The sequence below is a fragment of the Nonomuraea sp. NPDC050783 genome, from assembly GCF_040802095.1.
GTDB lineage: Bacteria > Actinomycetota > Actinomycetes > Streptosporangiales > Streptosporangiaceae > Nonomuraea.
Map to the genome: position 1 here is coordinate 19,501 of NZ_JBFAHK010000021.1, position 13,235 is coordinate 32,735.

Below are 13,235 nucleotides of genomic sequence, written 5' to 3' on the forward strand. Positions count from 1 at the left end.
GCGAGTCAGATTCCACCGCAAACCAGGCCCGGCAGGGAAGAGCGTCCGGCGGACTGCGTGAGCCCTGCCGCCGATCGGGGCATTAGACTCGGGCAGTCCGTGTGCCCCCCTAGAAGGAACGGGACTATGTCTTCTGGGTATGACCGTGTAGTGCAACCGGCGGCCGGTGACGAGGCCCTGGAGAACCACCTCGGTGGGGACGAGGCCAAGAACTATCGGCAGTACGAGTTCGACATGGTCGCCCCGCACGTGGGCCGCTCGATGCTGGAGATCGGTTCGGGGCTCGGCCACTTCGCCGAGCAGTTCCTGCCCCGGCTCGACCGGCTCGTCGTCAGCGACTTCGACCCCTACTGCGTCGAGCAGCTGGAGAAGCGCTTCGCCGGCCGCGACGACATCCAGGTCCTGCAGTTCGGCCTGCCGACGGACATCCCGCTGGAGGACAAGGTCGACACGGTCGTCATGATGAACGTCCTGGAGCACATCGAGGACGACGCCGAGGCGCTGCGCTCGCTGGCCCGGGTCACGCTGCCGGGCGGCCGGATCATCATCTGGGTGCCGGGCTACATGCAGCTCTACGGAGACTTCGACCGCAAGGTCGGCCACGTCCAGCGCTACACGCCGAAGACGCTGGCCGCCACGGTCACGCGGGCGGGCCTGGAGATCCAGACGCTCAAGCCGATCAACTTCCTGGGCGGCATCGCCTGGTGGGCGGCGGTGCGCCGGGGCGGCGTCGGCTACCCGGACCCGCGCCTGGTCAAGATCTACGACCGTACGGTGGTGCCGCTGACCCGGCTCATCGAGCGGTTCGTCCGGCCGCCGTTCGGCCAGACCGTCTTCTGCGTCGCGCGCGTCCCCCAGGAGCAGAAGTAGGCACGCGGGGGCGGCCGGTGGGCCGCCCCCGGCGGGCTCACTTGATCGACCCGGCGGTGAGGCCGCCGACGACCTTGCGCTCGATCAGCGCGAACAGGATGATCACCGGGATCGTGGCGATCACCGACCCGGCGAACAGGTTCTGCCAGTCCACCTGGTACTGCCCGATGAAGGAGTTCAGCGCCACGGTGAGCGGCTGCTTCTCGGGCGTCGTGGTCAGCGTGAGCGCGACCACGAACTCGTTCCACGCCGCGATGAACGTGAAGATCAGCGCGGTGATGACCCCTGGCATGGCCAGCGGCAGCGTGATGCGGAACAGCGCGCCGAAGCGCCCGTTGCCGTCGATGAAGGCCGCCTCCTCCAGCTCGCGCGGGATGGAGGCGAAGTAGGCGTTGAGGATCCACACCGCGAACGCCAGGTTGAACCCGCCGTTGACCAGGATCAGCGACCAGATCGAGTCCACCAGCCCGAACTGGTAGAACTCGCGGTAGATGCCGACCAGCATGGCCGTGGGCTGGAACATCTGGGTGATCAGCACCAGGATCAGGAACGCGGTGCGCCCCCTGAAGCGGTGCCGGGCCGAGTAGTAGGCGGCCGGCAGCGCCACCAGGAGCACCAGGATCGTGGAGCCGGCGGCCACCTTGATGGTGACCCAGAGGTTGCCGGCCAGCCCGCTGCTCCAGAAGTTCGCGAGGTTGGACCACACCCACTCGTCGGGCCAGAACGCCACGTCCCGCAGCGAGTCCTGGGCACGCAGCGAGGTGAGCAGCATCACCACGTACGGGAACAGGAAGATCAGCGCGATGACGTAGGCGGCGGCCGCGACGAGCACGGTCTTCAGCCTCGGCAGGCCGCGCGTGGCGGTGCCGCGGGGCCGGACGTGCGAGTGCGGGCTGGTGCGCCGGGGCGCGGTCTCGACGGCCATCACGCCACCTCCTTGTTCCACCGCGACACCCGCAGGAAGATCACGGTCAGCACGATGACCATGCCGAAGTTGACCACGGACATGGCGGCCGACTCGCCGATGTCGGAGCTCTTGAGGATGAACATGAGGATCGTCGAGGTGGCCGTGGAGTAGCCGGGCTGCCCGTGGGTCATCGCCCAGATGATCGGGAAGCTGTTGAAGACGTTCATCACGTTGATCAGCGCCGCCACGGTGAGCGCGGGGCGCAGCAGCGGCAGCGTGATCGACCAGTACGTGCGCAGCCGCCCGGCGCCGTCCATCCTGGCCGCCTCGTAGACGTCGCCGGGGATGGTGGCCAGGCCGGCGAGCAGCGCGTACGTGGTGAACGGCACCGACACGAACACGGCCACGAACACCAGCCACGGCATGGCCGTGGAGGCGTCGCCGAGCTGGTCGGCCGCCGCGCCGCCCAGGGCGTCGATCAGCCCGAGCTTGAGCCGGATCTGGTTGATCACGCCGACCTCGGGGTCGAGCATCCACTTGAAGATGATCGCCGTCATCAGCACCGACGCCGCCCAGGGCGCGATCAGCGCCCAGCGGGCCAGCTTGCGCAGCGGGAAGCGCTGGTTGAACAGCTGCGCGAGGGCCAGCGAGATCAGCACGGTGAGCGCGACGACCGCGACCACCCAGATCACGCTGCGGACCATGATGTCCGCGAAGTCCTTCTCGCTGATGAGCTTGTCGTAGTTCGCCAGCCCGTTGCCGCCCTGGACCACGCCGAACCGGCTGATCTTGAGGAACGACGACCTGATCATCTCGATCACGGGCCAGAGCACGACCACCGCGATGAGCAGCACGGCCGGCCCGACCCAGGCGAGGGGTTCGAGGGCGCGCAACCTTCTCATGCAAGACCTTCCATCATGAAAGTCGGCCGTCATGACGTCGGCCCGGCTCCCGGGGCGGGAGCCGGGCCGGCCGTGATCAGCCCGCCTCGGCGACCTTCTGCAGCTCGCCGAGGACCTTGGCCGGGTCCTCCTTGACGGCACCGCCGATGGTCTGCTTGATCGCCGGGTTCACCTCGGCCCACTTCGGGTCCTGGAACGGGTAGAAGCTGGCGTTGGGCAGCGCGTCCAGGAACGGCTTGAGCTTCTCGTCGCCGGACAGCTTCTGGATGCCGCTGTTGGTGACGGGCAGCAGCTTGTAGGTGTCGGAGATCTTCTGCGCGGCGTTGCCGGTGTAGAAGAAGTCGAAGAACTTCTTGATCTCGGCGGCGTGGCCGTTCTTGTTGAACGCCATGATCCAGTCCATGACGCCGAGCGTGGTGTCGAGCGGGCCGGTCTTGCCGGCGATGGGCACGACGCCGTAGTTCTTCAGGCCGGCCGCGTCGAAGATCGGGATCGACATCGGGCCGCCGTTGACCATGCCGACCTTGCCGGCGCCGAAGTCCTCCCAGACCGTCTTGCGGTCCTTGGTGCCGGGGTTGGGGGTGGTCAGGCCGGCGTCCACCAGGCCCTTGAGGTAGGTGAAGGTCTCGATGTTCTGCGGGGAGTTGATCGCCCACTTGCCGGAGGCGTCCTTGTAGCCGCCGCCGTTGCCGAGCATCCACAGGAACGACTCGGCCTGGGCCTCCTCCTGGCCGAGCGGCAGGCCGAACGGCTGGGTCACGCCGGCCGCCTTCAGCTTCTCGGCCGCGGCCTTGACCTCGTCCCAGGTCTTGGGCGGCTCGCTGATGCCGGCCTTGCTGAACAGGTCCTTGTTGTAGAACAGGGCGCGGGCGGAGGAGACGAACGGGATGCCGTACGCGGTGCCGTCCACCTTGCCGAAGTCGGCGAACTTCTGCAGCAGGTCGCCGGAGACGTTGGGCGACAGGACCTCGTCGGCCTTGTAGAGCAGGCCGTCCTTGACGAAGCCGGAGTAGTCGCCGGTCTGCAGGATGTCGGGCACCTGGCCGTTCTGGACCATGGTGGCGACCTGCTTGTCGATGTCGTTCCAGTTGATGACCTGGACCTCGACCTTGATGTTCGGGTTCGCGGCCTGGAACTCGTCCACGACGCCCTTCCAGAACGTCTCGCCCGAGTTCGGCTTGCCCGGCCCGTCGCCGTAGTCGGCGGCGACCATCTTGAGCGTGACCTGGCCGCCGGACGCGGCCTGGTCGCCGCCGCCGCCGTTGCCGGAGCCGCCGGAGCCGCCGCCGCAACCGGCCAGGACCAGCAGCGTGGCGAGGCCGAGAGCGGCGCCGCCCGCAAGCTTCATGTTCACTGGAGATACCGCCTTCTCGTCGGACGGGTGACGCTGGTCCGTACCAGTGGCCGGACCCGCCCTGGGGGATGGGCACGCGGAAGCGGAAGCTTCGCTGCGTTTGCGCCAGAGTAAGCCCGCGTTCCCCATCCGGTCTATACCGGCCTGTTGCGGTTCGGCAACGGTCAGGGCAGGAGAAGGTCGCGACCGGTCTAGACCGGAAGTCAGACGATCTTCCGCCGGACGTTCTCGCCGCCCTCGGGCGTGCCGATCCACGGCCCGTCGATGGACGGGTCCAGCACCCCTTCCTCGACGAACGCGTAGCGGCCCTCCAGCACGTAGCCGGCCAGGCGGGCGTCGCGGGCGTCGGTGTTGTCCCAGAGCCGTTCGAAGAGCGTGTCCACGCGGCGCCTGGCCTGGTGGCAGAAGGTGTCGGCCAGCTCGTACGGCCGCCGCCCGAGATCGGCCGCGTCCCCCGCCGCCTTGACGCAGGTGGCGGTCATGGCGAACAGCTCGGCCCCGATGTCCACGACCCGGCCGAGGAACGCCTGGCGGTGCTCCAGGCCGCCCTGCCAGCGGGACATGCCGTAGAAAACGGACCGGGCCAGCTTCCTGCTGGTCCGCTCCACGAAGCGCAGGTGGGTGGCGAGCGGGCCGAAGGCGGCGTACCCGCCGGGCAGGGTGCCCGTGCCGGCGACCAGCGTCGGCAGCCAGCCGGCGTAGAAGCGGCCGGCCCGCCGCAGCGCGCGGGCGCGCTCCTGGCGGGAGGCGTCCGGGTCGATCAGCTCGCCGGCGACCGTCAGGTGCGCGTCCACGGCCTCCCGGGTGATGGCCAGGTGCATGATCTCGGTCGAGCCCTCGAAGATGCGGTTGATGCGCGCGTCACGCAACATCTGCTCGGCGGGCACGCCGCGCTCGCCGCGGGCGGCCAGCGACTCGGCGGTCTCGTAGCCGCGGCCGCCCCTGATCTGGACCAGCTCGTCCATGACCCGGTAGCCCATCTCCGAGGCGTAGAGCTTGCCGAGGGCGGCCTCGATCCTGATGTCGTTGCGCTTGTCGTCGGCCAGGCGGCTGTTGAGCTCCATGACGGCCTCCAGCGCGTACGCGGTGGCCGCGATGAAGGCGATCTTCGTGGCCACGGCCTCGTGCCGGCCGATCGCGTGGCCCCACTGCACGCGGGCATTGCCCCACTCGCGGGCGATCCTGGTCGCCCACTTGGCGCCGCCGGCGCAGGTGGCGGGCAGCGACAGGCGACCGGTGTTGAGCGTGGTGAGCGCGATCTTCAGGCCCTCGCCCTCGCGCCCGATCAGGTTCCTGGCGGGCACCCTGACCTGGGAGAACTCGGTGACGCCGTTCTCGATGCCGCGCAGGCCCATGAACGCGTTGCGCCGCTTGACCGTGATGCCCGGCGAGTCGCCCTCGACCACGAACGCGCTGATCTTCTTGCCGGTCCTGGCCATGACCACGAGCAGGTCGGCGACGACGCCGTTGGTCGTCCACAGCTTGACGCCGTCCAGCACGTAGTCGTCGCCGTCGCGCACCGCGGTGGTGGCCAGGCGGGCCGGGTCGGAGCCCACGTCCGGCTCGGTCAGCAGGAACGCCGAGATCTCGCCCCGGGCGCAGCGCGGCAGGAACTCGCGCTTCTGCTCCTCGGTGCCGAACAGCTTCAGCGGCTGCGGCACGCCGATCGACTGGTGCGCCGACAGCAGTGTGGACAGCGCCGGGCAGTACGAGCCGACCAGCATCAGGGCCCGGCAGTAGTACAGGTAGGGCAGGCCGAGGCCGCCGTACTCCTCGCCGATCGTGATGCCGAACGCGCCCAGCCCGGCCAGGCCGCGCACCACCTCGTCCGGGATCCGCCCGGTCCGCTCGATGAGCGCGGGATCGACGTGCGCGTCCAGGTAGCGGCGGACCGCCCGGACGAACTCCTCGCCGCGCTTGGTGGCCTCCTCGGGCAGCGCGGGCGCCGGATGGACCAGGTCCAGCCGGAAGTCGCCGAGGAAGAGCTGCTTGCCGAAGCTCGGCCTGGCCCACTCCTTCTCGCGTGCCTGCTCGCCGACCGCCCTGGACTCCTCGTACCTGGCGTGCTGCGTCATCGCGCCTCCCGACGTCGCGCCGTCCTGGTGACGATGAGGTGATGCCCGCCTGACGGCGCTCTGCGCCGTTTATATGCCCTTTTTGTAAGGTCGGCGAGAGAGCATTGCGCGGGAGCGGCGCAAGCTTGCCGCCGGCACCGCGACCGCCGCCGCCCCGAGCGCCGCGGGAACCAGCAGGTACGCGCCGCAGAACGCGAGCGCGCCGACGGACAGCACGGCGCCCGCCACGGCCAGCCTCCGGTGCCGGCCCGCGGGCAACATGCGCACCGCCGCCACCACCCCCGCGGCCGTGACGGCGGCCAGGCACGCCGAGGTCGCCCGCATGAGCACGTCCAGCTCCACCCCGCACACCAGCACCGGCACGGTCAGCACCGCCACCAGCCCCAGGCTCCGGTACGGGGTCCGCCCCGGCCCGCCGCCCGCCGCGAACCAGCGGGGCAGCGCCCCGTCCCTGGCCAGGGCCGCGCCGAGCCGCGCGGTCCCGGCGAGGTAGGTGTTGATCGCCCCGAACGTCAGCAGCACCGCCACCACCCCGGTCACCGGCCGGGCGGCGCCACCGAGCCCCAGCTCCAGCATCCCCGTCAGCGGCACGCCGGTCATGCCCGCGCCCAGCACGCCGATCGAGGTCAGCGACACCCCGAGATAGAGCACGGCGATCACGGCGAGCGTCACGACGGTCGCCCGGAGCAGGCCGCTGCGGCGGTCGGCGAACTCGGCCGACAGGTGGCTGGCCGCCTCCCATCCGACGAAGGCGAACATGAGCACCCCGGCCGCGCTCGCCACGCCCGCCACGCCGTGCGGGGCGAAGGGGGTGAAGTTGGCCGCGCTCGCGTGCGGGGCCGCGCTGATCACGGCGGTGACCAGCAGCGCGACCAGCAGCACCACCAGGCCGATCTGAAGCCGTCCCGAGGTGCGCAGGCCCGCGGCGTTGGCGGCGAAGGCGGCCAGCAGGATGAGCCAGGCGGCGAGGGTGGCGTCCACGCCGAAGCACGCCTCGACGTACCGGGCGCCGCCGATCGCGCCGGCCACCGTGCCGACGGGCACCGCGAAGAAGAACCACCAGCCGGTCACGGCGGCGGCGCGCGGGCCGAAGGCGAGCCCGACGAAGCTCGCCACTCCCCCGCCGTCCGGATGCCGGGCGCCGAGCGCGGCGAAGGTCAGCGCGACGGGGACGCTGAGCGCGAGCAACCCCGCCCAGGCCAGCACGGAGGCGGGGCCCGCCGCGGCGGCGGCCAGGTGCGGCAGCACCAGCATGCCGGGGCCCAGCACCGCTCCCACCAGCAGCGCCGTGCCCTGTCCCACCGTCATGCGGCCAAGCGCCCGTTGCGTCATGCGCCCGAAATTAGCCCATATGAACGACAGCACGGGCAGCCGATCGAACGATCGGCCGGAGGTCATGCCAACATGCCGGTCATGGACGAACTTGATTCGGCGATCGTGCGGCAACTCCAAACGGATGCGCGGCAGTCCAACCGCGAGCTGGCCCGCAGGCTCGGCATCGCCCCCTCGACCTGCCTCGAACGTGTCCGCTCGCTCACCCGCCGCGGCGTGATCCGCGGCTACCACGCCGAGATCGACCCGGCCGCGCTCAACCGCGGCACGCAGGCCATGGTCTCGGTCCAGGTCCGGCCGCTCAGCCGGGCGGTGATCAACGCGTTCAAGGCGTCGGCCGGGGAGATGCCCGAGGTGCTCAGCGTGTTCGTGCTGGCGGGCGGGGACGACTTCCTGCTGCACGTGGCCGTGCAGGACCTGGACCACCTGCACGCGTTCCTGCTCGACAAGCTGAGCAAGCGCAAGGAGATCGTCGGCTTCCGCACGTCGGTGATCTTCCAGCAGCTCCACGACGCCGCGCCGGCCCGGCTGCCGTCGCCGGGCGAGACCTGACTTTCGTCAGGGGTGGCACTGGACGGACGGCCGGTCCGGAAGGCGGCCGTCCGTCCCTAGGTTTCCGGTCATGAGATCCCTCCTCGCCGGCCTCCTGACCGCCGCCACTCTGTCGGCCCCCGCCCTCCCGGCCGCGGCGTCCGCCACCGGGGCGCCCGCCACCGCCCTGACCCCGGCGGCCGTGGACGCGTACCTGCGCGACGCCCTGGCCGCCACCGGCCTGCCCGGCGCCTCCGTGGTCGTGACCCACGACGGCGAGGTCGTGCACGCGGCCGGGTACGGCACCGACTCCGAGGGCCGGCCGATCACCGCGGACACGCCGATGCGGGTGGCCTCGGTGAGCAAGTCGTTCACCGCGGCGGCGGTCATGACGCTCGTCGAGCGCGGCCGGATCCGGCTGGACGAGCCGGTGGCCGCCCAGCTCCCCGGCTTCCGGATGGCCGACCCGCGCGCCTCCCGCGTCACCGTGCGCCAGCTCCTCGACCAGACCTCCGGCCTGTCCGACACCACGGCCGACATCAACGCCCTGGAGGAGGAGACCACACTGGCCGGCTACACCGCCCGCCTGTCCGGCGCCCGGCTGCGGGCCGACCCCGGGACCCGCTGGGAGTACTGCAACGTCAACTATGACCTGGCCGCCCGGCTGGTGGAGGTGGCCGGCGGCCAGGACTTCGGCGCCTACCTGCGCGACCACGTCTTCGGGCCGCTCGGCATGAAGTCCAGCGCGGTCAGCGACCAGGTGGTCCGCCCCGCCGACGGCTACAACTCCGTCTACGGGCTCTGGCTGCCGCGTCCCGAGCTGCCCTCCTTCCTCAACGGCAGCGGCTCGGGCGGCGTCATCACCACGGCCGCCGACATGGGCAAGTGGCTCGTCGCCCAGACCGGGGACGGCCGCCCGCTGGTCAAGAAGCAGAGCCTGGAGACCATGCACACGCCCAGCGCCGTCCACCCGTACGCGATGGGGTGGGGCGTGGAGGAGACCGGGCAGCTCGTGCACTCCGGGAACCTGTTCACGTACACGGCGGTGGAGGCCATCTCCCCGCGTACCGGCTACGGCTTCGCGGTGATGACCAACAGCGCGGCCCTCCAGGACGACACGTACACGATCATGCTCGGGCTGACGGCGCTGAGCGAGGGCCGCACCCCCGAGCCGCTGGGCGGCGAGCGGCGGCTCTACGAGGGGGTCCTGGCCGCGATCGCGCTCCTCGCGGCCGGGCTGGGCCTGCTGGGCACGCTCCGCGCCCGCCGCTGGGCCGCCCGCCGCTCCGGCGCGCCCCGGTGGCGGGTCGCGCTCCGGCTGCTGCCGGCCCTGCTGCCCGCCGTGGTCCTGGCCACCTATCCCGACTGGACCTCGTTCCTGATGAACGGCCGCACCGTGACCTGGGCGCAGCTCACCTACTTCGCCGCGCCGCTGTCGATCACGCTGCTGGTGGCGGCCCTCGCGGGAGCCGCCGCAACGGTCGCCCGCCTTCTCGCGGTGAGCCGGCGCGATCCCGGGACGGCGGACCCGGCGATCCGCGACCACGCGGACGTGAGCGGCCTGGCATAAATGGATTGCGCCTGATCGCGGGCCGCCCGTACCGTCATGGGCAGGGGGCCATCAGAGCAACTACCTGGATGGGTAGTCCGGAGCGCCGCCTCCCCCGTTACGCCTGGAGGCGGCGCTCCACCTTTCTGGCTAGAGCCGCTCGATGATCGTGACGTTGGCCTGGCCGCCGCCCTCGCACATCGTCTGCAGCCCGTACCTGCCGCCCGTGCGCTCCAGCTCGTGCAGGAGCTTGGTCATCAGGATCGCGCCCGTGCCGCCCAGCGGGTGGCCGAGGGCGATGGCGCCGCCGTTGGGGTTGACCTTGGCGGGGTCGGCGCCGAGCTCGTGCATCCAGGCCAGCGGCACCGGCGCGAACGCCTCGTTGATCTCCACGACGTCGATCTCGTCGATCGACATGCCGGCCTTCTTCAGCGCCCGTCGCGTGGCGGGGATCGGCGCGGTCAGCATGTAGACCGGGTCGTCGCCCATGAGCGCGAGCTGGTGGATGCGGGCCCGCGGGGTCAGCCCGTGGTCCCTGACGGCCTGCTCGGAGGCGATGAGCACCGCGCCAGAGCCGTCGGAGATCTGCGAGGAGGTGGCGGCGGTGATCTGGCCGCCCTCCTTCAGGGTCTTCAGGCCGGCCATCTTCTCCAGGGTGGTGTCCCCCCGGGGGCCCTCGTCGTCCTCGACACCGTTGATCGGGGCGATCTGGTCCTTGAAGTAGCCGTTGGCGATGGCCTTGGCGGCGCGCTGGTGCGACTCCAGGGCGTACTGCTCCAGGACCTCGCGGGTGTAGCCCCACTTCTCGCACATCAGCTCCGCGCCGCGGAACTGCGAGATCTCCTGCTTGCCGTACCGCTCGACCCACTTCTCGCCGAACGGGAAGGGCATCCCCAGGTCCAGGGCGGCCTTGATGGACGAGCCCATCGGCACGACGCTCATCGACTCGACGCCGCCGGCCACCACGAGGTCCTGGGTGCCGGACATGACGCCCTGGGCCGCGAAGTGGATCGACTGCTGCGAGGAGCCGCACTGGCGGTCGATGGTGACCCCGGCCGTGGTCTCCGGCAGGCCCGCCGACAGCCAGGCGTTGCGGGCGATGTCCATGCTCTGGGGCCCGAACTGCATGACGCACCCCAGGATGACGTCCTCGACCGCGACGGGGTCGACGCCGGTGCGCTCGATGAGCGCCTTCAGCGTGTGCGCGGCCAGGTCAGTGGGGTGGACGGTGGACAGGCCGCCCTTCTTCTTGCCGACCGGGGTGCGGACCGCCCCGACGATGTACGCCTCTGCCACAGTGCCTCCTGGGAACCGAGCATTATTCGGTTACTAGGTGCAGCGTACAACAGAACGACGTTCTGTGGCCTCTCACTCCGGAGGGAGAAGGTCCTCCGGGGCGTCCACGCGGAACCGCCACCGGTCCACGACCAGGCCGTTCAGCTTGTCGGCCAGCTCCAGCGCCAGCGCGCCCAGCTTGGCCTGCTCGTCGCCGCGCAGCTCGATCGCGGTCAGCTCGGTCGCGAACGGCAGCAGCTCGCCCACCGCGGGCGGCAGGCCCTTCTGCGGCACCAGCACCGCCCGCACCTCGCCGGCCGTGAAGGTGAACTCGTCGTCCTCCTGCGGCTCCAGCAGCGGGGCCAGCTCCTCGGCGGACGGGCGCACCGGGACGACGACCGCGGGCCCGGTGTTCTCCTCCTCGGCCGGGTCGCTCACCTCGCCGCGGCACACCGCGAGCCCCTTGAACCGGTAGGCGATGCCCTCGGCCAGGAACCGGTCGAAGAAGTCCAGCGGCAGCGGCCCCTCACCGACCACCCGGACCGCCCACGACGTCTCCAGCAGGCCGCCCGTGAGCTCGGCCTCCGCCTCGACCGGCGCGCAGACCCGCACGTCGGTGGCCACGACGTCGTCGCCGTCCGGCCGCGCCTCGGGATCGGCCAGCCGGACGACGCGCAGCAGCTCGGCCGGCTGGACCTTGACCGGCAGCACCGCCGTCGGGCCAGTACGCAGTCTCCGCCTCGCCATCCAGCCCATGCCCGCCTCCGCGCTTACCAGTGAGCCGCTCTTCGCGGTCAGCTTCGATAGGAGCTCGTCATCGTCGCGTAGACGATGATGTTGTCGGTGTAGTGCCCGGTCGAGTGATTGTAGGCCCCGCCGCAGGTGATCAGGTGAAGCTGGGCGTTGTCCTGCGGCCCGTAGACCCGCTGGGTGGGGAACGTCTTCTTGCTCGCCTGCTCGACGCCGCCGACGGTGAAGACCGCCGTGGTCCTGTCCTGGCGCTTGACCTCGATCGTGTCACCGTTCTTGATCTTGTACAGGCTGCTGAACACCGCGCCGCGCGTCCTGGTGTCCTTGTGCCCGAGCAGCACGGCCGGGCCCGCCTCGCCCGGCGTGGACATGTTCCGGTACCAGCCCACCAGGTTGGGGTCGTCCGCGGGCGGCACCTCGATCGAGCCGTCCTTGGCCAGGCCGACCGACCTGATCGGAGCCTTGATCCCCAGTCGCTTGATCACGATCTGGACCGGGGTGGACGGCAACATCGGCGGAGCCGGGGTGATCTGCGGCAGCGGCGGCGGCACGTCGGGCGCGGCCTGGAACAGCGCCTGCTCCGGCTCGCCGCTGGCGCGCGGCTGGGCGGGCAGGGCCAGGCTGTCGCGGCTGCCGGAGGCCAGGCCGTACTCGTCGGGCGAGCGCAGCACGATCAGCAGCCCGGCCACGACCGTCACGACCCCGGCGATGGCGGCCACGATCAGCACCGCCCTGAGCGCCGTCCCGCCCTTGTCCTGGGGCGGGGGCGGCACCTGCGGCCCGCCACCGTACGGGTAGTAACCGGACACCTGGGCTCAGCTCCTGGCGGCGTTGCGCCGGCGCAGGAACAGCCCGCCGATCGCGGCCGCCGCGACCAGCGCCGTCCCGGTCAGGATGAACGTCCGCCCGTCCGGCCCGGCCAGGCCGCCCCCTCCCGTGTCGGCCCCCGCCTTGGGGGTCCGGGAGCTGCGCTTGGTGGGCGAGTCGGACGGGGTGACGGTGACGACCTCGGTGTGAGTCCTGGTCGGCCTGGGAGTGGAGGAGGTGGTCGTGCTCGTCGGCGTGTTGGACGTTGTGGTGGTGGGGGTGCCGGTGCTGGTGCTCGTGGCCGTGGAGGAGGGAGTGCCGGTGCCGACCACGAGGGTCGCGGCGGGGCCGCCGCCGGACGCCTGCGGCTGGCAGTTGTACCAGACGGAGCTGTTGACCTGCACGGCGAAGCCCGCGCCCTTGAAGGTGGCCGTGCCGCTCGCCGTCGGCGTGACCACCAGGGTCATCGTCGGGATCGGCATGGGCGCGCCGGAGGTGAGGGCCGTCGCCGGCGCGACGCTACCCGTCGCGACGACCGGAAGGGAGGGCAGCGGCGTCCCCGCCGGGCTGACCGTGCCGTGGGCGACCACGGTGCTGCTCGGGCTGATCGAGGCGATCGCCGGCAAGGGGCTGGTCGCCGGCTGGGAGACGTCCCATACGAGGGTCACCGTGGAGCTGGGGGTGGGCCGGGTGGCCGGGGTCCGCAGCTCCATGGTGAAGGTGACCGTCGAGGTGGGGGTCACCGTGGCACCGGTCGTCGGCACTCCCGTACACGTGTAGGCCACGGGGACCGGGGCGGCCAGGGCCGCCACCACCGGCAGACCGCCGAAAATACCTGCGCCTAGGACGGCCATAGCAGATGTCTTGAGGGCGAGGCGGCGCC

At 71.2% G+C, this 13,235-nt stretch carries 13 protein-coding genes; 4 read left to right on the plus strand and 9 right to left on the minus strand.

Going from position 1 to position 13,235, the window contains the following annotated elements; all coding sequences use genetic code 11:
- Positions 1–126 precede the first annotated feature (126 nt).
- On the plus strand, positions 127–870 hold the full coding sequence (locus AB0H75_RS38960; RefSeq protein ID WP_367804851.1) for a methyltransferase domain-containing protein: 744 nt from the start codon (positions 127–129) through the stop codon (positions 868–870).
- Between the two features lie 37 nt (positions 871–907).
- On the opposite strand, the gene AB0H75_RS38965 is transcribed toward AB0H75_RS38960, so the two are convergent.
- From AB0H75_RS38965 to AB0H75_RS38985, 5 genes are all read right to left on the minus strand, one after another.
- Positions 908–1,795: a carbohydrate ABC transporter permease gene (locus tag AB0H75_RS38965; RefSeq protein WP_367805144.1), complete on the minus strand. Its 888-nt coding sequence runs from the start codon at positions 1,793–1,795 to the stop codon at positions 908–910.
- Complete coding sequence (locus tag AB0H75_RS38970) at positions 1,795–2,679, minus strand: carbohydrate ABC transporter permease (protein ID WP_367804853.1); 885 nt, start codon at positions 2,677–2,679, stop codon at positions 1,795–1,797. The genes AB0H75_RS38965 and AB0H75_RS38970 overlap by 1 nt, the downstream gene beginning before the upstream one ends.
- A gap of 76 nt (positions 2,680–2,755) precedes the next feature.
- Positions 2,756–4,027, minus strand: a complete 1,272-nt coding sequence (locus AB0H75_RS38975; protein ID WP_367804855.1) for an extracellular solute-binding protein — start codon at positions 4,025–4,027, stop codon at positions 2,756–2,758.
- 209 nt (positions 4,028–4,236) lie between these two features.
- Positions 4,237–6,108 (minus strand): acyl-CoA dehydrogenase family protein, encoded by a 1,872-nt coding sequence (locus tag AB0H75_RS38980; protein ID WP_367804857.1) that lies wholly within the window; start codon positions 6,106–6,108, stop codon positions 4,237–4,239.
- 69 nt (positions 6,109–6,177) lie between these two features.
- Positions 6,178–7,440: an APC family permease gene (locus AB0H75_RS38985; RefSeq protein WP_367804859.1), complete on the minus strand. Its 1,263-nt coding sequence runs from the start codon at positions 7,438–7,440 to the stop codon at positions 6,178–6,180.
- 81 nt (positions 7,441–7,521) lie between these two features.
- Here AB0H75_RS38985 and AB0H75_RS38990 point away from each other — a divergent pair, with 81 nt between their 5' ends.
- Entirely contained in the window at positions 7,522–7,992 is a 471-nt protein-coding gene (locus AB0H75_RS38990; protein ID WP_367804861.1) for an Lrp/AsnC family transcriptional regulator, read from the plus strand.
- A gap of 70 nt (positions 7,993–8,062) precedes the next feature.
- Positions 8,063–9,541: a serine hydrolase domain-containing protein gene (locus AB0H75_RS38995; protein ID WP_367804863.1), complete on the plus strand. Its 1,479-nt coding sequence runs from the start codon at positions 8,063–8,065 to the stop codon at positions 9,539–9,541.
- Positions 9,542–9,670: 129 nt separating this feature from the next.
- On the opposite strand, the gene AB0H75_RS39000 is transcribed toward AB0H75_RS38995, so the two are convergent.
- The 4 genes from AB0H75_RS39000 to AB0H75_RS39015 form a co-directional block, all read right to left on the minus strand.
- Positions 9,671–10,816 carry an acetyl-CoA C-acetyltransferase gene (locus tag AB0H75_RS39000; RefSeq protein WP_367804865.1) on the minus strand — a complete coding sequence of 382 codons (1,146 nt, stop codon included), beginning with the start codon at positions 10,814–10,816 and terminating at the stop codon, positions 9,671–9,673.
- Between the two features lie 72 nt (positions 10,817–10,888).
- A complete protein-coding gene (locus AB0H75_RS39005) occupies positions 10,889–11,542 on the minus strand; it encodes a hypothetical protein (RefSeq protein WP_367804867.1) in 654 nt (217 codons plus the stop codon).
- Positions 11,543–11,589: 47 nt separating this feature from the next.
- On the minus strand, positions 11,590–12,354 hold the full coding sequence (locus AB0H75_RS39010) for a class F sortase (protein ID WP_367804869.1): 765 nt from the start codon (positions 12,352–12,354) through the stop codon (positions 11,590–11,592).
- A 6-nt stretch (positions 12,355–12,360) separates the two neighbouring features.
- Entirely contained in the window at positions 12,361–12,810 is a 450-nt protein-coding gene (locus AB0H75_RS39015) for a hypothetical protein (RefSeq protein WP_367804871.1), read from the minus strand.
- Here AB0H75_RS39015 and AB0H75_RS39020 point away from each other — a divergent pair.
- A complete protein-coding gene (locus tag AB0H75_RS39020) occupies positions 12,785–13,132 on the plus strand; it encodes a hypothetical protein (RefSeq protein WP_367804873.1) in 348 nt (115 codons plus the stop codon). The two genes, AB0H75_RS39015 and AB0H75_RS39020, sit on opposite strands and share 26 nt — an antisense overlap.
- Positions 13,133–13,235: the final 103 nt, after the last annotated feature.

Bases quoted from the DNA above. Each gene is read 5' to 3' on its own strand.
- AB0H75_RS39005 (WP_367804867.1), bottom strand. From the start codon at position 11,542: ATGGCGAGGCGGAGACTGCGTACTGGCCCGACGGCGGTGCTGCCGGTC.
- AB0H75_RS38980 (WP_367804857.1), bottom strand. From the start codon at position 6,108: ATGACGCAGCACGCCAGGTACGAGGAGTCCAGGGCGGTCGGCGAGCAG.
- AB0H75_RS38985 (WP_367804859.1), bottom strand. From the start codon at position 7,440: ATGACGCAACGGGCGCTTGGCCGCATGACGGTGGGACAGGGCACGGCG.
- AB0H75_RS38965 (WP_367805144.1), bottom strand. From the start codon at position 1,795: ATGGCCGTCGAGACCGCGCCCCGGCGCACCAGCCCGCACTCGCACGTC.
- AB0H75_RS38995 (WP_367804863.1), top strand. From the start codon at position 8,063: ATGAGATCCCTCCTCGCCGGCCTCCTGACCGCCGCCACTCTGTCGGCC.
- AB0H75_RS38975 (WP_367804855.1), bottom strand. From the start codon at position 4,027: ATGAAGCTTGCGGGCGGCGCCGCTCTCGGCCTCGCCACGCTGCTGGTC.
- AB0H75_RS38960 (WP_367804851.1), top strand. From the start codon at position 127: ATGTCTTCTGGGTATGACCGTGTAGTGCAACCGGCGGCCGGTGACGAG.
- AB0H75_RS38990 (WP_367804861.1), top strand. From the start codon at position 7,522: ATGGACGAACTTGATTCGGCGATCGTGCGGCAACTCCAAACGGATGCG.
- AB0H75_RS38970 (WP_367804853.1), bottom strand. From the start codon at position 2,679: ATGAGAAGGTTGCGCGCCCTCGAACCCCTCGCCTGGGTCGGGCCGGCC.